Source organism: Enterobacter vonholyi, assembly GCF_008364555.1.
In the GTDB taxonomy this organism is placed as follows: domain Bacteria; phylum Pseudomonadota; class Gammaproteobacteria; order Enterobacterales; family Enterobacteriaceae; genus Enterobacter; species Enterobacter vonholyi.
The window spans coordinates 38386-53580 of sequence record NZ_VTUC01000012.1; the positions used below are offsets into that span (position 1 = coordinate 38386).

The 15195-nt window shown below is 56.2% G+C and carries 14 protein-coding genes and 1 pseudogene; 4 read left to right on the forward strand and 11 right to left on the reverse strand.

All coding sequences use genetic code 11. The features are described 5' to 3' along the window. Window positions 1-29: 29 nt before the first annotated feature. The 10 genes and pseudogenes from F0319_RS16375 to F0319_RS22555 form a co-directional block, all read right to left on the reverse strand. Complete coding sequence (locus F0319_RS16375) at window positions 30-596, reverse strand: NADPH-dependent FMN reductase (protein WP_014833835.1); 567 nt, start codon at window positions 594-596, stop codon at window positions 30-32. Between the two features lie 36 nt (window positions 597-632). Then, the gene (locus F0319_RS16380; RefSeq protein WP_111964238.1) at window positions 633-1379 is read right to left on the reverse strand and encodes a 4'-phosphopantetheinyl transferase family protein; all 747 of its coding nucleotides are present in this window, start codon (window positions 1377-1379) and stop codon (window positions 633-635) included. Window positions 1380-1501: 122 nt separating this feature from the next. Beyond that, complete coding sequence (gene yidZ / locus F0319_RS16385) at window positions 1502-2473, reverse strand: HTH-type transcriptional regulator YidZ (RefSeq protein WP_111964239.1); 972 nt, start codon at window positions 2471-2473, stop codon at window positions 1502-1504. Continuing rightward, on the reverse strand, window positions 2442-3617 hold the full coding sequence (locus F0319_RS16390; protein WP_149367373.1) for an MFS transporter: 1176 nt from the start codon (window positions 3615-3617) through the stop codon (window positions 2442-2444). The genes yidZ and F0319_RS16390 overlap by 32 nt, the downstream gene beginning before the upstream one ends. Before the next feature lie 111 nt (window positions 3618-3728). Beyond that, window positions 3729-5093, reverse strand: a complete 1365-nt coding sequence (gene mnmE, locus F0319_RS16395; RefSeq protein ID WP_032644252.1) for a tRNA uridine-5-carboxymethylaminomethyl(34) synthesis GTPase MnmE — start codon at window positions 5091-5093, stop codon at window positions 3729-3731. Between the two features lie 72 nt (window positions 5094-5165). Continuing rightward, window positions 5166-6809 carry a membrane protein insertase YidC gene (gene yidC / locus F0319_RS16400; RefSeq protein ID WP_115876769.1) on the reverse strand — a complete coding sequence of 548 codons (1644 nt, stop codon included), beginning with the start codon at window positions 6807-6809 and terminating at the stop codon, window positions 5166-5168. 2 nt (window positions 6810-6811) lie between these two features. Continuing rightward, on the reverse strand, window positions 6812-7069 hold the full coding sequence (gene yidD / locus F0319_RS16405) for a membrane protein insertion efficiency factor YidD (protein WP_001307474.1): 258 nt from the start codon (window positions 7067-7069) through the stop codon (window positions 6812-6814). Beyond that, window positions 7033-7392 carry a ribonuclease P protein component gene (gene rnpA, locus F0319_RS16410; RefSeq protein WP_032640303.1) on the reverse strand — a complete coding sequence of 120 codons (360 nt, stop codon included), beginning with the start codon at window positions 7390-7392 and terminating at the stop codon, window positions 7033-7035. Before rnpA ends, yidD begins: the two co-directional genes overlap by 37 nt. Before the next feature lie 16 nt (window positions 7393-7408). After that, on the reverse strand, window positions 7409-7549 hold the full coding sequence (gene rpmH, locus F0319_RS16415) for a 50S ribosomal protein L34 (protein ID WP_000831330.1): 141 nt from the start codon (window positions 7547-7549) through the stop codon (window positions 7409-7411). 228 nt (window positions 7550-7777) lie between these two features. Beyond that, window positions 7778-7828, reverse strand: a pseudogene (locus F0319_RS22555) (hypothetical protein); the annotation flags it as partial. A gap of 320 nt (window positions 7829-8148) precedes the next feature. Between F0319_RS22555 and dnaA the strand changes: the two are divergent. From dnaA to gyrB, 4 genes are read left to right on the forward strand one after another with little or no spacing between them, the layout of a single operon-like run. Next, entirely contained in the window at window positions 8149-9543 is a 1395-nt protein-coding gene (dnaA, locus tag F0319_RS16420) for a chromosomal replication initiator protein DnaA (protein ID WP_010426558.1), read from the forward strand. 4 nt (window positions 9544-9547) lie between these two features. Further along, window positions 9548-10648, forward strand: a complete 1101-nt coding sequence (gene dnaN / locus F0319_RS16425) for a DNA polymerase III subunit beta (RefSeq protein WP_008500170.1) — start codon at window positions 9548-9550, stop codon at window positions 10646-10648. Then, the gene (gene recF / locus F0319_RS16430; protein ID WP_032648574.1) at window positions 10648-11721 is read left to right on the forward strand and encodes a DNA replication/repair protein RecF; all 1074 of its coding nucleotides are present in this window, start codon (window positions 10648-10650) and stop codon (window positions 11719-11721) included. The genes dnaN and recF overlap by 1 nt, the downstream gene beginning before the upstream one ends. Before the next feature lie 28 nt (window positions 11722-11749). After that, complete coding sequence (gene gyrB / locus F0319_RS16435; protein WP_111964243.1) at window positions 11750-14161, forward strand: DNA topoisomerase (ATP-hydrolyzing) subunit B; 2412 nt, start codon at window positions 11750-11752, stop codon at window positions 14159-14161. Window positions 14162-14195: 34 nt separating this feature from the next. Here gyrB and F0319_RS16440 read toward each other — a convergent pair whose 3' ends face one another. Continuing rightward, on the reverse strand, window positions 14196-15131 hold the full coding sequence (locus tag F0319_RS16440) for a LysR family transcriptional regulator (protein ID WP_149367374.1): 936 nt from the start codon (window positions 15129-15131) through the stop codon (window positions 14196-14198). Between the last annotated feature and the right edge of the window lie 64 nt (window positions 15132-15195).

The following is a 15195-nucleotide window of genomic DNA, read 5'->3' on the forward strand; positions in this document are numbered from 1 at the left end:
GTAAGCGTTAGCGCCACCGGGCTTTTTTATCAGGCTTTTACCCGCTTAATATAATCCCCGAACGCCGTCAGCTGGCCAGAGAGATGGTCGCGCGTGCTCTGATCCACCACCTCACCCGTTTGCGGGTCGACCTTGTTCTGAATCACACCGCCCATAAATTCCGGCTTGTTCATCACCATCGCATCCAGGAATACCAGGATCTGACGCAGATGATACTGGCAGCGAGCGCCGCCAATTGCGCCCATTGAGCTGGTCTGGATCAGCACCGGTTTGCCTGACAGAGGCTGTTCAGGTAAACGGGACAGCCAGTCGATGGCATTCTTCAGGCCACCCGGAACCGAGTAGTTATATTCCGGCGTGACGATGACCACGCCGTCAGCCTGGCGGATCTGCTCTGCCAGCGCCTCGACGCTCTGCGGGAACCCTTCTTCCTGCTGGACGTCCGCATCATACAGCGGAATATCGCCAATAGACGGCAGGGCGCTAATTTCCATACCTGCCGGTGCCAGCTGTGGCAGCGTGCGGGCAACCATCCCGTTAAATGAACCTTTGCGCAGGCTTCCCAGTAACGTAACTACTTTCAACGTATCAGACATGATTACTCCTGTTTCATCATGATGACCCTGATTGGATCAGCTAAGGGTGAATGCTTTTTCTGTCGGTAAACTGGTTAAACGCATCAGGCGTGCGGCGGGCTCGTTGGCGCGCTCGGGCACATCAGGAAGGCTACGCCATCCCTGTTGACTGTCAAATTCCCAGATTTTCATGCGTTCGATGGCAGGGGTAACCGCAATGGACCAAATGAGCACATCCTCTGCGTCACTGAGTGCCTCCACCAGCGTGGCCTGGGCGGCACGCAGACGTCCGGAGCCAGGCAACAGCTGCAGCAGGCTGGCGTCGTCTGAGGCGCATCCGCAGAGCTTACGAATGCTCTGGCGCAGGGTAATGAGCTGGGCTCGGGCTTCGACAGGATCGTTCTGGTTGCGTACCCACAGCTTCTCATTGCTGGAGAGCGGATAGTCTTCATGTGCGTTACCGCCATGGAAGCTGCGCGTTGCGCGCTGAAGTTCCATATCGAGCCCACAATCCCCTTCGGTGGTCAGCGCGACGCCAATGATATTGCCCGCGTAGGCAATCGAAAAACGAGGGAGATCCGGGTCGACAAAGACCGGGCGGCCTTCGGGTTGGGTAATGATGTCCGGCAGCTCGCTGGTGCCGTACAGCATAAACAGCAGTTCTGCGAGAAGTGCTCTGGACGCTAAAAACCGCGTCCTCCGGTGTTCCGGGAGAGCGAGTGCTTCACGGTGACAGACTGAAGAAATTCTTGCCGATACGAGACGTCCTTCCGTAAGTATCCCTCTTGCAAAGTGCGTAGCCATTTTTCGCTCCTTGATAATGGTCGTAATCGGTTAAACGGTTACATGATTATCGCTTAACTTGACTCCTGTTTTAATCAGTAAATGGGAGTAAGAGAAGCCTTAGGACCGAACTTTACATTTTCTTAGGCAAAAATTGGATCGCTCGCACCGTACAGCGCCTTGATGGTTTCCCGCAACCATAGAATTTTCGGATTATGACTGTTCCGTTTATGCCAGATCAGCGTGAAGGGAACGGTGAGCTTTTCAGCCTGCGCTTCGTCAATGGGAATAGGAAGCGCGATCAGCTTCCGCTGGTGGAGTTCATTGTAGTGATGGCAGTAGTGCGGAGCCGTGGCGATATAGTTATGACCGGGCTGTGCTGCCATAAACATCGACTGCTCAAAGCCCGGCACGCTCATGGCAATGTTTCTCTCCCGACCCATCTCCTTTAGCACTTCGTCCAGTGCCCAGGTGTCGCTGCGTTCCCAGAAGATGCTGATGTGAGGGTAGCGCAGAAAGGTCTCGAGGTTCCATTCATCCTGTAGCGCGGGGTGATCCTCACGCAGATACACGCACGGACGGTCGCTGAACAGGATCTCATAGTCGATGAACCACGGCATTAGCTTCAGCAATTCACGCGATCGCGGGTGCGTTTCGCGTCCGGTGAATCCCAGATCTACCTCTCCACGCGTAATGGCGTCCAGAGAGTCGTAATCCCAGTGGCGCATTTTCACCGTAGCCTGCGGATAGCGCTGGTTCACCTGCTCCAGTAGAGCATTGAAGCGGATCAGCATCAACGGCGTTTCCGCGGCCAGCACGAACGTCAGCCCGCCCGGAGAATCATGGTGAAATTTATCGAGGATCTGGTTGCCGATTTGCATCCAGTCAGCCAGATCCTGCTCAAGACTCACCGTTAGCGGCGTCGGCAGCAGCCCTAGCGGCGTTTTGACAAACAGCGGGTCTTCGAACCAGTCGCGCAGCTTGGCCAGCGATTTGCTCACAGCCGACGGCGTCACGTTCATCCGCTTTGCCGCTTTGGTGACGCTGCGCTCCTGCAGCAAAAGCTGCAGGCACAGCAACAGGTTAAGATCGAGACTGCTGATGGGCTTCTTCATAGTGCGCCGCGGGCTGGATGACCATAAGTAAGGTAATGCACAATATGCTACAGCCAATCAGAACCCCGATCAGCATATTCAGCGCGTTAAGCCCGATGACCGCCGCCAGCCAAATCCACATCGACGAGCCGCAGACCTGCGCGATCCCCAGTACCGAGCTTGCCACGCCTGCCCGCAGCGAAAATGGGCCAAGCGCCTGGCTCATCGCTACGCCAAAGCCAACCGAGAACCCGGCACAAATCAGCGTAATACCCGCCAGCATGACCGCATGTGAGCTGGTGGTCGCCAGGACCGCGCCGGCGGCGAGGAATAAAACCTGTGAGGTCAGCATCAATGTGCGCTGGCTGAAAACATTTAGCGCAAACGGCGTCGAAAACGAAACGGCCATACTGACCATCGCGGTTAATGCCATCACCGTTGAATACTGACCGCGATCGAAGCCCATGGTCTCCATCAGCAAAACCGGGGAAACGTTTACATAGGTCAGGATCACCGCCACGCTTAACGTGGTCACGGCCAGACGGCTGAGGAAAAAGCGGTTGAGAAGCTTCTCTGCCGGGTGAATAGTTGCGGTATGGCCGGTATTCTGCGAGCCCGGGTGGGTCTCTTTCAGCACGGCGATCGACAGGATAAACACCAGCGCGCCCATCGCCGCCATGGTCCAGAACAGGCTCTGCCACGGGAATTTCAGCATGATCAGATAGCCCACGACCGGGGCCAGCACCGGGATGATGCAGGTAATGCCGTTCAGCATCGACAGCACTTTGGCGCGACGCTGGGCGCTTAAAGTGTCGCGCAAAATGGCAAACGCCACCACGTAGCAACCGCCCGCCCCGATGCCCTGGATAAAGCGCCCGGTCAGAAACACGGTGCTGTTTTGCGCCTGTGAGCAGAGAAGGGACGCCAGGGCAAAAACGATGGCACCGGAGATAGCGACAGGCTGACGGCCTGCCTTATCCGCGATCTTTCCGGCAAACACCATCGACGACGCCATCCCCGCGAGGTAGGCCGAAAACGCGATGTGCAGCTGCGCTTCGCTGGCGCCCAGATCGCGGGCGATATGCGGTAATCCCACCAGATACATATCAATACCGGACGGATAAAGCAGAACTAATGCGAAACTACAAAACAGAAAACGCGCCATAAACCCCCCATAGATGCAGGCATGCAGGATAGGGGGTGAAAAGGGATTAGGCGAGTTGCCATTTGGACAATGGTGATTTCCCAGGAGGAAATCACCATTGATTAGCGGGAATTATTTACCAATACAGAAGCTTGAGAAGATCCGTCCCAGCAGATCGTCCGAGGTAAACTCCCCGGTGATCTCGCTCAGATTCTGCTGCGCCAGACGCAGCTCTTCCGCCAGCAGTTCACCCGCCCACGCGCCGATCAGCTGCGCTTTACCCTGGACAAGGTGGTTAGCCGCCTCTTCCAGCGCCTGCAGGTGACGGCGACGCGCCAGGAAGCCGCCTTCCATGCTGGTATCAAAGCCCATGCTCTGCTTGAGATGGTTACGCAGGTCGTCCACGCCTTCACCGGTACGCGCCGACAGGCGGATTAGTGAGTGACCATTCACATCGCTGATGCCCAGCGTTTCGCCTGTCACGTCTGCCTTATTACGTACCACGGTGATCGGCAGTTTGGCAGGCAGACGGGCAATAAAGTCCGGCCAGATCTCTGCCGGGTCAACGGCGTCGGTCGTGGTGCCGTCCACCATAAACAGCACGCGGTCGGCCTGCTCGATCTCCTGCCAGGCGCGTTCGATACCGATGCGCTCAACCTCGTCGCTGGCATCGCGCAGACCGGCGGTGTCGATGATGTGCAGAGGCATGCCGTCGATGTGGATGTGCTCGCGCAGCACGTCGCGAGTGGTGCCGGCAATGTCGGTCACGATTGCCGCTTCACGGCCCGCCAGGGCGTTCAGCAGGCTCGATTTGCCGGCGTTAGGACGTCCGGCAATCACCACCTTCATCCCTTCGCGCAGCAGGCTGCCCTGGCGCGCTTCGGCGCGAACGGCGTCGAGATCGCTCATCACCTGGTTGAGCTGAGCTTCGATTTTACCGTCAGAGAGGAAGTCGATCTCCTCATCAGGGAAGTCGATAGCCGCTTCCACGTAGATGCGCAGGTGAGTAAGTGCTTCCACAAGGTGATTCACACGCGCGGAGAATGCCCCCTGCAGGGAGTTAAGGGCGGAGCGGGCCGCCTGTTCAGAACTGGCGTCGATCAGGTCAGCAATGGCCTCAGCCTGCGCCAGGTCGAGCTTGTCGTTGAGGAAGGCACGTTCGGAGAACTCGCCCGGCTTGGCAATGCGCAGGCCCGGCAGGGTCAGGATACGTTTTAACAGCAGGTCGAGGATAACCGGGCCGCCGTGGCCTTGAAGCTCGAGCACGTCTTCGCCGGTGAAGGAGTTAGGGCCTGGGAACCACAGCGCAATGCCCTGGTCCAGCGGCGTGCCGTCGGTATCTTTAAACGGCAGGTAATCAGCGTAGCGCGGCTTTGGCAGTTTACCCAGCACCGCTTCGGCCACCTCGCGCGCCTTCAGGCCGGAGATGCGCAGAATGCCTACACCACCGCGTCCCGGTGGGGTTGCCTGGGCGACGATAGTGTCGTTATGGCTCATGGTTGGTCTCGTTCAATACAAATAAAAAAGGCGGTCAATCGACCGCCCTTATTTTAGCGTTAACTTACCGAATCAGGACTTTTTCTTTTCGCGGCTATGCAGGCCACGTTTTTCCAGACCACGGTAAATCAGCTGCTGCTGGATGATGGTCACCAGGTTGCTGACGATATAGTACAGCACCAGACCTGACGGGAACCACAGGAAGAACACGGTAAAGATGACCGGCATAAAGGTCATGATCTTCTGCTGCATCGGGTCGGTCACGGTGGTCGGCGACATCTTCTGGATGAAGAACATCGTCACGCCCATCAGGATCGGCAGGATGTAGTACGGGTCCTGTGCGGACAGGTCATGGATCCACAGGGCGAACGGCGCGTGGCGCAGCTCAACGGAACCCATCAGCATGTAGTACAGCGCAAGGAAGATTGGCATCTGAATCAGCAGAGGGAAGCAGCCACCCAGTGGGTTCACTTTCTCTGCTTTGTACAGGGCCATCATTTCCTGGCTCTGGCGCTGTTTGTCATCGCCCAGACGCTCACGCATTGCCTGAATCTTCGGCTGCAGCATGCGCATCTTCGCCATGGAGGTGTACTGCGCTTTAGTCAGCGGGTACATGATGCCACGAACGATGAAGGTGATAACGATGATGGAGAAGCCCCAGTTACCCAGGAAGCTGTGGATGAACTTCAGCAGCTTAAACAGCGGCTGAGAGATGAACCACAACCAACCGTAATCCACGGTCAGATCCAGGTGCGGCGCAACAGCGGCCATTTTGTCCTGAATTTCCGGGCCGACCCACAGGGTGCTTGCCAGCTTACCGGTTTGACCCGGCTGTACCAGAACCGGCTGAGATTTGTAGCCGATGGCTGCAATACCGTTGCCCAGGTTCGCGGTATAGAAGTTGTTGGTACCGTCGTTATTTGGCACCCACGCAGTGGCGAAATACTGCTGCAGCATTGCCACCCAACCGCCTTTAGCGCTGACGTTCAGGTTTTCGTTATCGGCAATGGTGTCGAATTTGTATTTCTCATACTTCGCGTCTGGCGTGGAGTACGCCGCGCCACGGAAGGTATGCAGCGCAAAGTTGCTGCTTCCGGTGTCACGGTGAGACGGCAGATTGATGGACTGCTTCAGCTGGCCAAAGGTGGACAGTTCCAGCGGTTTCGCACTGGCGTTCTGTACGCTGTAGCCCACGTTCACCGCATACTCACCGCGTTTCAGGGTGAAGGTTTTGGTGAAGGTGTTGCCTGCGGCGTCGGTATAGGTCATCGGGATAACGAGTTCGTTCTGGCCATCAGCCAGCACAAAGGTGTCATTCTCGACGGTATACAGTGGACGCGCACCGTTAGCCGGGTTATCCGGGCCATCACGACCGGTCAGGCCGCTCTGCGCCTGGTAGATAAACTCAGGCGTGGTTTCCAGTAACTGGAACGGTTCGTTAGACTTCAGCTCTTTCGGGTAGGTCAACAGCAGCGCCTGCTCAACATCACCACCACGGGTGTTGATTGTCAGCTCAAGCACATCGGTCTTAACCGTAATCTGTTTCCCCTGGCCACTGGCCGGTACGCCCTGGTCGGCGGCGCTACCCGCTGCGGTGGTCGTAGTCTGCGTGGTCTGCTGCTGGGGTTGAGGATTTTTATCCTGCTCCCATGCCTGCCAGATCATGAAAGACACGAACAACAAAGCGATGATAAGAAGATTGCGTTGCGAATCCATCGTTAGTGTTCTCTGGTATCAAAGGGTCCTGGAGGGACGGGGTCGTCTCCACCGGGGTGTAAAGGGTGGCATTTTAATACGCGTTTCACCGTCAACCAACTGCCTTTTATCACTCCAAACCTGCGCAATGCCTCAATTCCGTAGCTTGAGCATGTTGGTGTGAAACGGCAGTGCGGCCCGAGTAGCGGACTAATCAGGCGTTGATAGACCCGAATGAGGGCTATCAGGACCCGTGAGCCAGGCGACAGTGGCGGCGCCATAATTTTTCCAACGCTTCCGAGAGAGCACGGTTATCGAGGTCGGCAACCCCCTTTTTAGCCACCACCACGAAATCCATTGAAGGCAGTTCGTGCTGACGTAAACGGAAGCTTTCACGCGTCAGACGTTTAATCCGATTGCGTTCATGCGCACGCTTAACATTTTTCTTGGCGACTGTGAGACCGATGCGGGGATGCCCCAGCGAATTTTGGCGGCCGAGGATGGTGATTTGCGGCGTGCCAGCCCGTAGTGGCTGCTGGAAGACGAAAGTGAAATGAGCGGGAGTTAACAAACGTAACTCCCTGGGAAATGCTAGCTTAACCACTCAGGGGTTAGCTTTATTACTTGGAAACGGTCAGACGAGCGCGGCCTTTAGCACGACGACGTGCCAGAACCTGACGACCATTTTTAGTAGCCATACGAGCACGGAAGCCGTGAGAACGGTTGCGCTTCAGTACAGACGGTTGAAAAGTGCGTTTCATGGCGATTTCTACCTAAACTTGAATAAATTCACTGACTTTTGCGTATACCCGAACGAGTTTCGAACGACTAACGCCTCAGCGTGGGTGATTAAAGAGGCCGGATTGTAATAATTGTACACTCCGGAGTCAATTCTCTTTCCTTATTTCCCGCGTATTTCCGCACGTTTTCGCGTGGAAAATGAGCAACGGACGACGCAGGAAGATGAGCATCACGCGCCGGGTCGAGGATTATACGGGCTCACCGACAAAGCGCAAGGATCGTCCCGGATCTTCGTTAGATCATTTAAGCAATAAATTGTCTGTGCTCATTAATTTTTCCAATATGCGGACTAAATCGCGGGGCACTCGCGCCAGGATCGTTTACACTTACCCGGTTCTGGATCTTCCTGTGGATAAATCGGGAAGAAACTGTGAGAAACAGAAGATCTCTGGCTCAGTTTAGGCTATGATCCGCGGTCCCGATCGGGATCCCAGGATCCTGGTCAGGATAAATTGCAGATAGCAATTCGCACGTCCCCCTTTACACAGGGTCATGTCGATGTGCGCCAACAATCATGAATATTCAATAGTTTTCTTTTATTGTTCGAGTGGAGTCCGCCGTGTCACTTTCGCTTTGGCAGCAGTGTCTTGCCCGATTGCAGGATGAGTTACCAGCCACAGAATTCAGTATGTGGATCCGCCCGTTGCAGGCGGAACTGAGCGATAACACGCTGGCTTTGTATGCGCCAAACCGTTTTGTGCTCGATTGGGTAAGGGACAAGTACCTTAATAACATCAATGGACTGCTGAACGATTTCTGTGGGTCAGATGCCCCGCAGCTGCGCTTTGAAGTGGGCACAAAGCCGGTCACCCAAACCGTACGTGAAACCGTGAACGTCGCAGCGCCTGCTCAGGCCGCTCCTGCTCCGGCCCCTCGCGTCGCACCCGCTCGTCAGGGCTGGGATAATGTCCCTGCACCGGCTGAGCCAACCTACCGCTCTAACGTTAACGTGAAACACACGTTCGATAACTTCGTTGAAGGTAAATCGAACCAGCTGGCGCGCGCGGCGGCTCGTCAGGTTGCTGATAATCCCGGTGGAGCCTACAACCCGCTGTTCCTTTATGGCGGCACGGGTCTGGGTAAAACGCACCTGCTGCATGCGGTGGGCAACGGCATCATGGCGCGCAAGCCCAATGCCAAAGTGGTGTATATGCACTCCGAACGCTTCGTTCAGGACATGGTAAAAGCCCTGCAAAACAATGCGATCGAAGAGTTTAAACGCTACTATCGTTCCGTTGACGCGCTGCTGATCGATGACATCCAGTTCTTTGCCAATAAAGAACGATCGCAGGAAGAGTTTTTCCACACCTTCAATGCCCTGCTGGAAGGCAATCAGCAGATCATTTTGACCTCGGATCGTTACCCAAAAGAGATCAACGGCGTTGAAGATCGTCTGAAATCCCGCTTCGGCTGGGGCCTGACCGTGGCGATCGAGCCACCGGAGCTGGAAACCCGCGTCGCGATCCTGATGAAGAAAGCCGATGAAAATGACATTCGCCTGCCGGGTGAAGTGGCGTTCTTCATTGCCAAGCGTCTGCGCTCCAACGTCCGTGAGCTGGAGGGGGCACTGAACCGCGTTATCGCCAATGCCAACTTCACCGGTCGTGCGATCACCATCGATTTTGTGCGTGAAGCGCTGCGCGATTTGCTGGCATTGCAGGAAAAACTGGTCACTATCGACAATATTCAAAAGACGGTGGCTGAGTACTACAAGATCAAAGTGGCAGATTTACTGTCTAAACGTCGTTCCCGCTCGGTGGCGCGTCCGCGTCAGATGGCGATGGCGCTGGCAAAGGAGTTAACCAACCACAGTCTGCCGGAAATCGGGGATGCGTTTGGTGGCCGTGACCATACGACCGTACTGCACGCTTGTCGCAAGATTGAGCAGTTACGCGAAGAAAGCCACGACATAAAAGAAGATTTTTCCAATCTAATCAGAACATTATCATCGTGACGCTATGAAATTTACCGTTGAACGTGAACATTTATTAAAACCGCTGCAACAGGTGAGTGGCCCATTAGGCGGTCGCCCAACGCTGCCTATTCTCGGAAACCTGCTGCTTCAGGTCGCGGACGGTACGCTGTCGCTGACCGGTACAGATCTGGAAATGGAAATGATCGCGCGCGTTACGCTGACGCAGCCGCACGACGCGGGCGCGACCACGGTTCCGGCACGTAAATTCTTTGATATCTGCCGCGGGCTGCCGGAAGGCGCTGAAATCGCCGTGCAGCTGGAAGGCGACCGTATGCTGGTGCGTTCTGGCCGCAGCCGTTTCTCGCTCTCCACGCTGCCAGCAGCGGACTTCCCGAACCTGGACGACTGGCAGAGCGAAGTTGAATTCACCCTGCCTCAGGCGACGATGAAGCGTCTGATTGAAGCCACGCAGTTTTCCATGGCGCATCAGGACGTTCGTTACTACTTAAACGGCATGCTGTTCGAAACCGAAGGTGAAGAGCTGCGTACCGTGGCAACCGACGGCCACCGTCTGGCGGTCTGTTCTATGCCGATTGGCGACTCACTGCCAAACCATTCGGTGATCGTGCCGCGTAAAGGGGTGATTGAGCTGATGCGTATGCTCGACGGTGGCGACACGCCGCTGCGCGTGCAGATCGGCAGCAACAACATCCGTGCACACGTGGGTGATTTTGTCTTCACGTCTAAGCTGGTTGACGGTCGTTTCCCGGATTATCGCCGCGTATTGCCGAAGAATCCGGACAAAACGCTGGAAGCAGGCTGCGACAGCCTCAAGCAGGCCTTTGCCCGTGCCGCCATCCTCTCTAACGAGAAATTCCGCGGCGTGCGCCTGTACGTGAGTGAAAACCAGATCAAAATCACCGCTAACAACCCGGAGCAGGAAGAGGCAGAAGAGATTCTGGACGTCACCTACGCCGGGGCTGAGATGGAAATCGGCTTTAACGTCAGCTACGTACTGGATGTGCTGAATGCGCTGAAATGCGAAAACGTGCGCATTCTGCTGACCGACTCCGTTTCAAGCGTACAGATTGAAGATGCCGCATCACAGTCGGCTGCCTATGTTGTCATGCCAATGAGACTGTAATGTCGCTCACCCGTCTGTTGATCCGCGACTTTCGCAATATCGAAAGCGCGGATCTCGCTTTATCCCCCGGCTTTAACTTCCTGGTTGGCGCAAACGGCAGCGGCAAAACCAGCGTGCTTGAGGCCATCTATACGCTCGGCCACGGTCGGGCGTTTCGCAGTTTGCAGATTGGTCGCGTCATTCGCCACGAGCAGGAATCCTTTGTTCTGCACGGGCGTTTGCAGGGGGCGGAGCGGGAAACCGCGATCGGCCTGACCAAAGACAAGCAGGGCGACAGCAAGGTGCGCATCGACGGCACTGACGGCCATAAAGTGGCGGAGCTTGCGCTGCTGATGCCGATGCAGCTGATAACGCCCGAGGGGTTTACTTTACTCAACGGCGGCCCCAAATACAGAAGAGCGTTCCTCGACTGGGGATGCTTTCACAACGAAGCCGGATTCTTTAACGCCTGGAGCAACCTGAAGCGTCTGCTCAAGCAGCGTAACGCCGCGCTGCGCCAGGTGACGCGCTACGCCCAGCTGCGTCCGTGGGACATGGAGTTAATCCCTCTTGCGGAACAGATTAGCCGCTGGCGTGCCGAATACAGCGCTGGTATCGCCGAAGACATGGCCGACACCTGCAAACAGTTTTTACCTGAATTCTCTCTCACCTTCTCCTTCCAGCGCGGCTGGGAAAAAGAGACGGACTATGCCGAGGTGTTAGAGAGAAACTTCGAGCGCGACCGCATGTTGACCTATACCGCGCACGGCCCGCACAAGGCGGATTTCCGCATTCGTGCTGACGGTGCGCCGGTGGAAGACACGCTGTCGCGCGGGCAGCTCAAGCTCCTGATGTGTGCGCTGCGCCTGGCACAGGGAGAGTTTCTCACCCGCGAGAGCGGAAGACGCTGCCTGTACCTGATAGATGATTTTGCCTCGGAACTTGACGACGCGCGGCGCGGGCTGCTTGCCAGCCGCTTAAAAGCCACGCAGTCGCAGGTTTTCGTTAGCGCGATAAGCGCTGAACACGTTATAGACATGTCGGACGAAAATTCGAAGATGTTTACCGTGGAAAAGGGTAAAATAACGGATTAACCCAAGTTGAAATGAGCGAGAAACGTTGATGTCGAATTCTTATGACTCCTCCAGTATCAAAGTCCTGAAAGGGCTGGATGCGGTGCGTAAGCGCCCGGGTATGTATATCGGCGACACGGATGACGGCACCGGTCTGCACCACATGGTATTCGAGGTGGTAGATAACGCTATCGACGAAGCGCTCGCGGGTCACTGTAAAGACATCGTGGTCACCATCCATGCGGACAACTCCGTCTCCGTCACCGATGACGGTCGTGGCATCCCAACCGGTATTCACCCGGAAGAGGGCGTCTCTGCAGCGGAAGTGATCATGACCGTCCTGCACGCAGGCGGTAAGTTCGACGATAACTCCTATAAAGTTTCCGGCGGCCTGCACGGCGTAGGTGTTTCGGTAGTAAACGCCCTGTCGCAGAAGCTGGAGCTGGTTATCCAGCGCGAAGGCAAAATCCACCGTCAGCTTTATACGCACGGCGTGCCGCAGGCACCGCTGGCCGTTACGGGCGACACCGACAAAACCGGTACCATGGTGCGTTTCTGGCCGAGCCTCGAAACCTTCACCAACGTCACCGAGTTCGAGTACGACATCCTGGCGAAACGCCTGCGTGAACTGTCGTTCCTGAACTCCGGCGTCTCGATTCGCCTGCGCGACAAGCGTGATAACAAAGAAGACCACTTCCACTACGAAGGCGGTATCAAGGCGTTCGTTGAGTATCTGAACAAGAACAAAACGCCTATTCACCCGAATATCTTCTACTTCTCCACCGAAAAAGACGGTATCGGCGTGGAAGTGGCGCTGCAGTGGAACGATGGTTTCCAGGAAAACATCTACTGCTTTACCAACAACATTCCACAGCGTGATGGTGGTACTCACCTTGCAGGCTTCCGTGCGGCGATGACCCGTACCCTGAACGCCTACATGGACAAAGAAGGCTACAGCAAGAAAGCGAAAGTCAGCGCCACCGGTGACGATGCCCGTGAAGGCCTGATTGCCGTGGTTTCCGTGAAGGTGCCGGATCCGAAGTTCTCCTCACAGACCAAAGATAAGCTGGTCTCTTCTGAGGTGAAATCGGCGGTTGAGCAGCAGATGAACGAACTGCTGAGCGAATACCTGCTGGAAAACCCGTCCGACGCGAAAATCGTGGTGGGCAAAATTATCGATGCGGCGCGTGCCCGTGAAGCGGCGCGTAAAGCGCGTGAAATGACACGTCGTAAAGGCGCGCTGGACCTGGCAGGCCTGCCGGGCAAACTGGCTGACTGTCAGGAACGCGACCCGGCATTGTCCGAACTGTACCTCGTGGAAGGGGACTCCGCGGGCGGCTCTGCGAAGCAGGGTCGTAACCGTAAGAACCAGGCTATCCTGCCGCTGAAGGGTAAAATCCTCAACGTTGAGAAGGCGCGCTTCGACAAGATGCTCTCTTCTCAGGAAGTGGCGACGCTCATCACCGCGCTGGGCTGCGGTATCGGCCGTGACGAGTACAACCCGGACAAACTGCGCTACCACAGCATCATCATCATGACCGATGCGGACGTCGACGGCTCGCACATTCGTACGCTGCTGTTGACCTTCTTCTATCGTCAGATGCCTGAAATCGTTGAACGTGGCCACGTATACATTGCCCAGCCGCCGCTGTACAAAGTGAAGAAAGGCAAGCAGGAACAGTACATCAAAGATGACGAAGCGATGGATCAGTACCAAATCGCGATCGCCCTTGATGGCGCGACCCTGCATGCGAACTCCCACGCCCCTGCGCTGGCCGGTGAGCCGCTGGAGCGTCTGGTGTCCGAGTTCAACGCTACGCAGAAAATGATCACGCGTATGGAACGTCGTTATCCGAAAACGCTGCTGAAGGAACTGGTTTATCAGCCAACCCTGACCGAAGCCGATCTGAGCGACGAGCAGACCGTCACACGCTGGGTGAACGCCCTGGTGACCGATCTCAACGAAAAAGAGCAGCACGGCAGCCAGTGGAAATGCGATGTTCAGCAGAATGCCGATCAGCAGTTCGAGCCGATCGTTCGCGTGCGTACTCACGGCGTCGACACCGACTATCCGCTGGAGCACGAGTTTGTGACCGGTCCGGAATACCGTCGTATCTGCACGCTAGGCGAGAAGCTGCGCGGTCTGATTGAAGACGATGCGTTCATCGAACGTGGCGAACGTCGTCAGCCGGTAGCCAGCTTCGAGCAGGCGCTGGACTGGCTGGTGAAAGAGTCCCGTCGCGGCCTCGCGATCCAGCGCTATAAAGGTCTGGGTGAAATGAACCCGGAGCAGCTGTGGGAAACCACCATGGATCCGGAAAGCCGTCGCATGCTGCGCGTCACCGTTAAGGACGCGATTGCTGCAGACCAGCTGTTCACAACCCTCATGGGTGATGCGGTAGAACCACGTCGTGCCTTCATCGAAGAGAACGCCCTGAAAGCGGCAAATATCGATATTTAATCGACGTTATACCGCACGATAACTGGCCGCGCGTTTAGCGCGGCTTTTTTATGGGCGCAGGCATATCCAGCGACATCACGGATGGTAAACGGCTCGCCAGCGTATCTATCGCTATTCTTACCCTCAGCGGCAGATGCGGCGTCTGCTGCCACACGGCATGAACGTTGAAATGCACATCCGGTGCCTGCTTCAGGAGCGGGACGAGTTTACCCTGATGGATTTCTTTAACGACCATCCAGCAGGGCAGCCATGCAATGCCGTGTCCGGCCAGCGCAGCGTCGCAGATCGCCTGCAAATCATCCATATTGAGTGATGACCGGGGTGTAAAGGTGTGCGACGTTCCTTCGTTATCCATCAGCTGCCAGGACAACACTCTGCCTGCGCTCAAATAGTTGATGGCCGTATGCTGGGATAAATCATTAACGCTTTGTGGCTGGCCTTTCTTCAGCAGATACTCCGGCGTGGCGCACAGCACCATGCGGTGTTCTCCCAGCTTTCTGGCGACCAGCACGCTGCTGTCCTGAAGCGTGCCGTTACGCACCGCCATATCAAACCCTTCCTCCACCAGATCCACCACGCGGTCGCTGAACGACATTTCAAGCTCAAGCCCGGGGTGTTCCTGCGCCAGTTCAATCAACAGCGGCGCGACGCACTGGCGGCCAAAGAGTACCGGCATGGCAACGCGCAGGCGGCCGCTGACCTGCTGTTTCCCCGTTTCAAGCAGCGACTCTGCGCCCCGAATCTCCTCCAGCGCGCGCAGGCAGCGTTCATAAAAAAGGGCGCCGTTATCGGTCAGCCTCTGGCTGCGGGTGGTGCGCTGAAAGAGCCGTACTCCCAGGCGTTCCTCAAGGCGAGCAATGCTTTTTCCCACCGCCGAGCGCGACAGGTGCAGGCGAACTGCGGCCTGTGCAAAGCTTCCTGCCTCCACGGCAGCGACAAAAACAGGAATATCTTTCAGCGTATCGGTCATGGATTGTATCCATTCAGGCATCAATAAAGAGAAAACTTATCGCCACTGGTGACGAAGAGTCAAC

What these genes read in the sequence shown, in the direction of transcription:
- F0319_RS16375 (WP_014833835.1), bottom strand. Translation starts at nt 596, where the DNA reads ATGTCTGATACGTTGAAAGTAGTTACGTTACTGGGAAGCCTGCGCAAA.
- F0319_RS16380 (WP_111964238.1), bottom strand. Translation starts at nt 1,379, where the DNA reads ATGGCTACGCACTTTGCAAGAGGGATACTTACGGAAGGACGTCTCGTA.
- yidZ (WP_111964239.1), bottom strand. Translation starts at nt 2,473, where the DNA reads ATGAAGAAGCCCATCAGCAGTCTCGATCTTAACCTGTTGCTGTGCCTG.
- F0319_RS16390 (WP_149367373.1), bottom strand. Translation starts at nt 3,617, where the DNA reads ATGGCGCGTTTTCTGTTTTGTAGTTTCGCATTAGTTCTGCTTTATCCG.
- mnmE (WP_032644252.1), bottom strand. Translation starts at nt 5,093, where the DNA reads ATGAGCCATAACGACACTATCGTCGCCCAGGCAACCCCACCGGGACGC.
- yidC (WP_115876769.1), bottom strand. Translation starts at nt 6,809, where the DNA reads ATGGATTCGCAACGCAATCTTCTTATCATCGCTTTGTTGTTCGTGTCT.
- yidD (WP_001307474.1), bottom strand. Translation starts at nt 7,069, where the DNA reads ATGGCGCCGCCACTGTCGCCTGGCTCACGGGTCCTGATAGCCCTCATT.
- rpmH (WP_000831330.1), bottom strand. Translation starts at nt 7,549, where the DNA reads ATGAAACGCACTTTTCAACCGTCTGTACTGAAGCGCAACCGTTCTCAC.
- dnaN (WP_008500170.1), top strand. Translation starts at nt 9,548, where the DNA reads ATGAAATTTACCGTTGAACGTGAACATTTATTAAAACCGCTGCAACAG.
- recF (WP_032648574.1), top strand. Translation starts at nt 10,648, where the DNA reads ATGTCGCTCACCCGTCTGTTGATCCGCGACTTTCGCAATATCGAAAGC.
- gyrB (WP_111964243.1), top strand. Translation starts at nt 11,750, where the DNA reads ATGTCGAATTCTTATGACTCCTCCAGTATCAAAGTCCTGAAAGGGCTG.
- F0319_RS16440 (WP_149367374.1), bottom strand. Translation starts at nt 15,131, where the DNA reads ATGACCGATACGCTGAAAGATATTCCTGTTTTTGTCGCTGCCGTGGAG.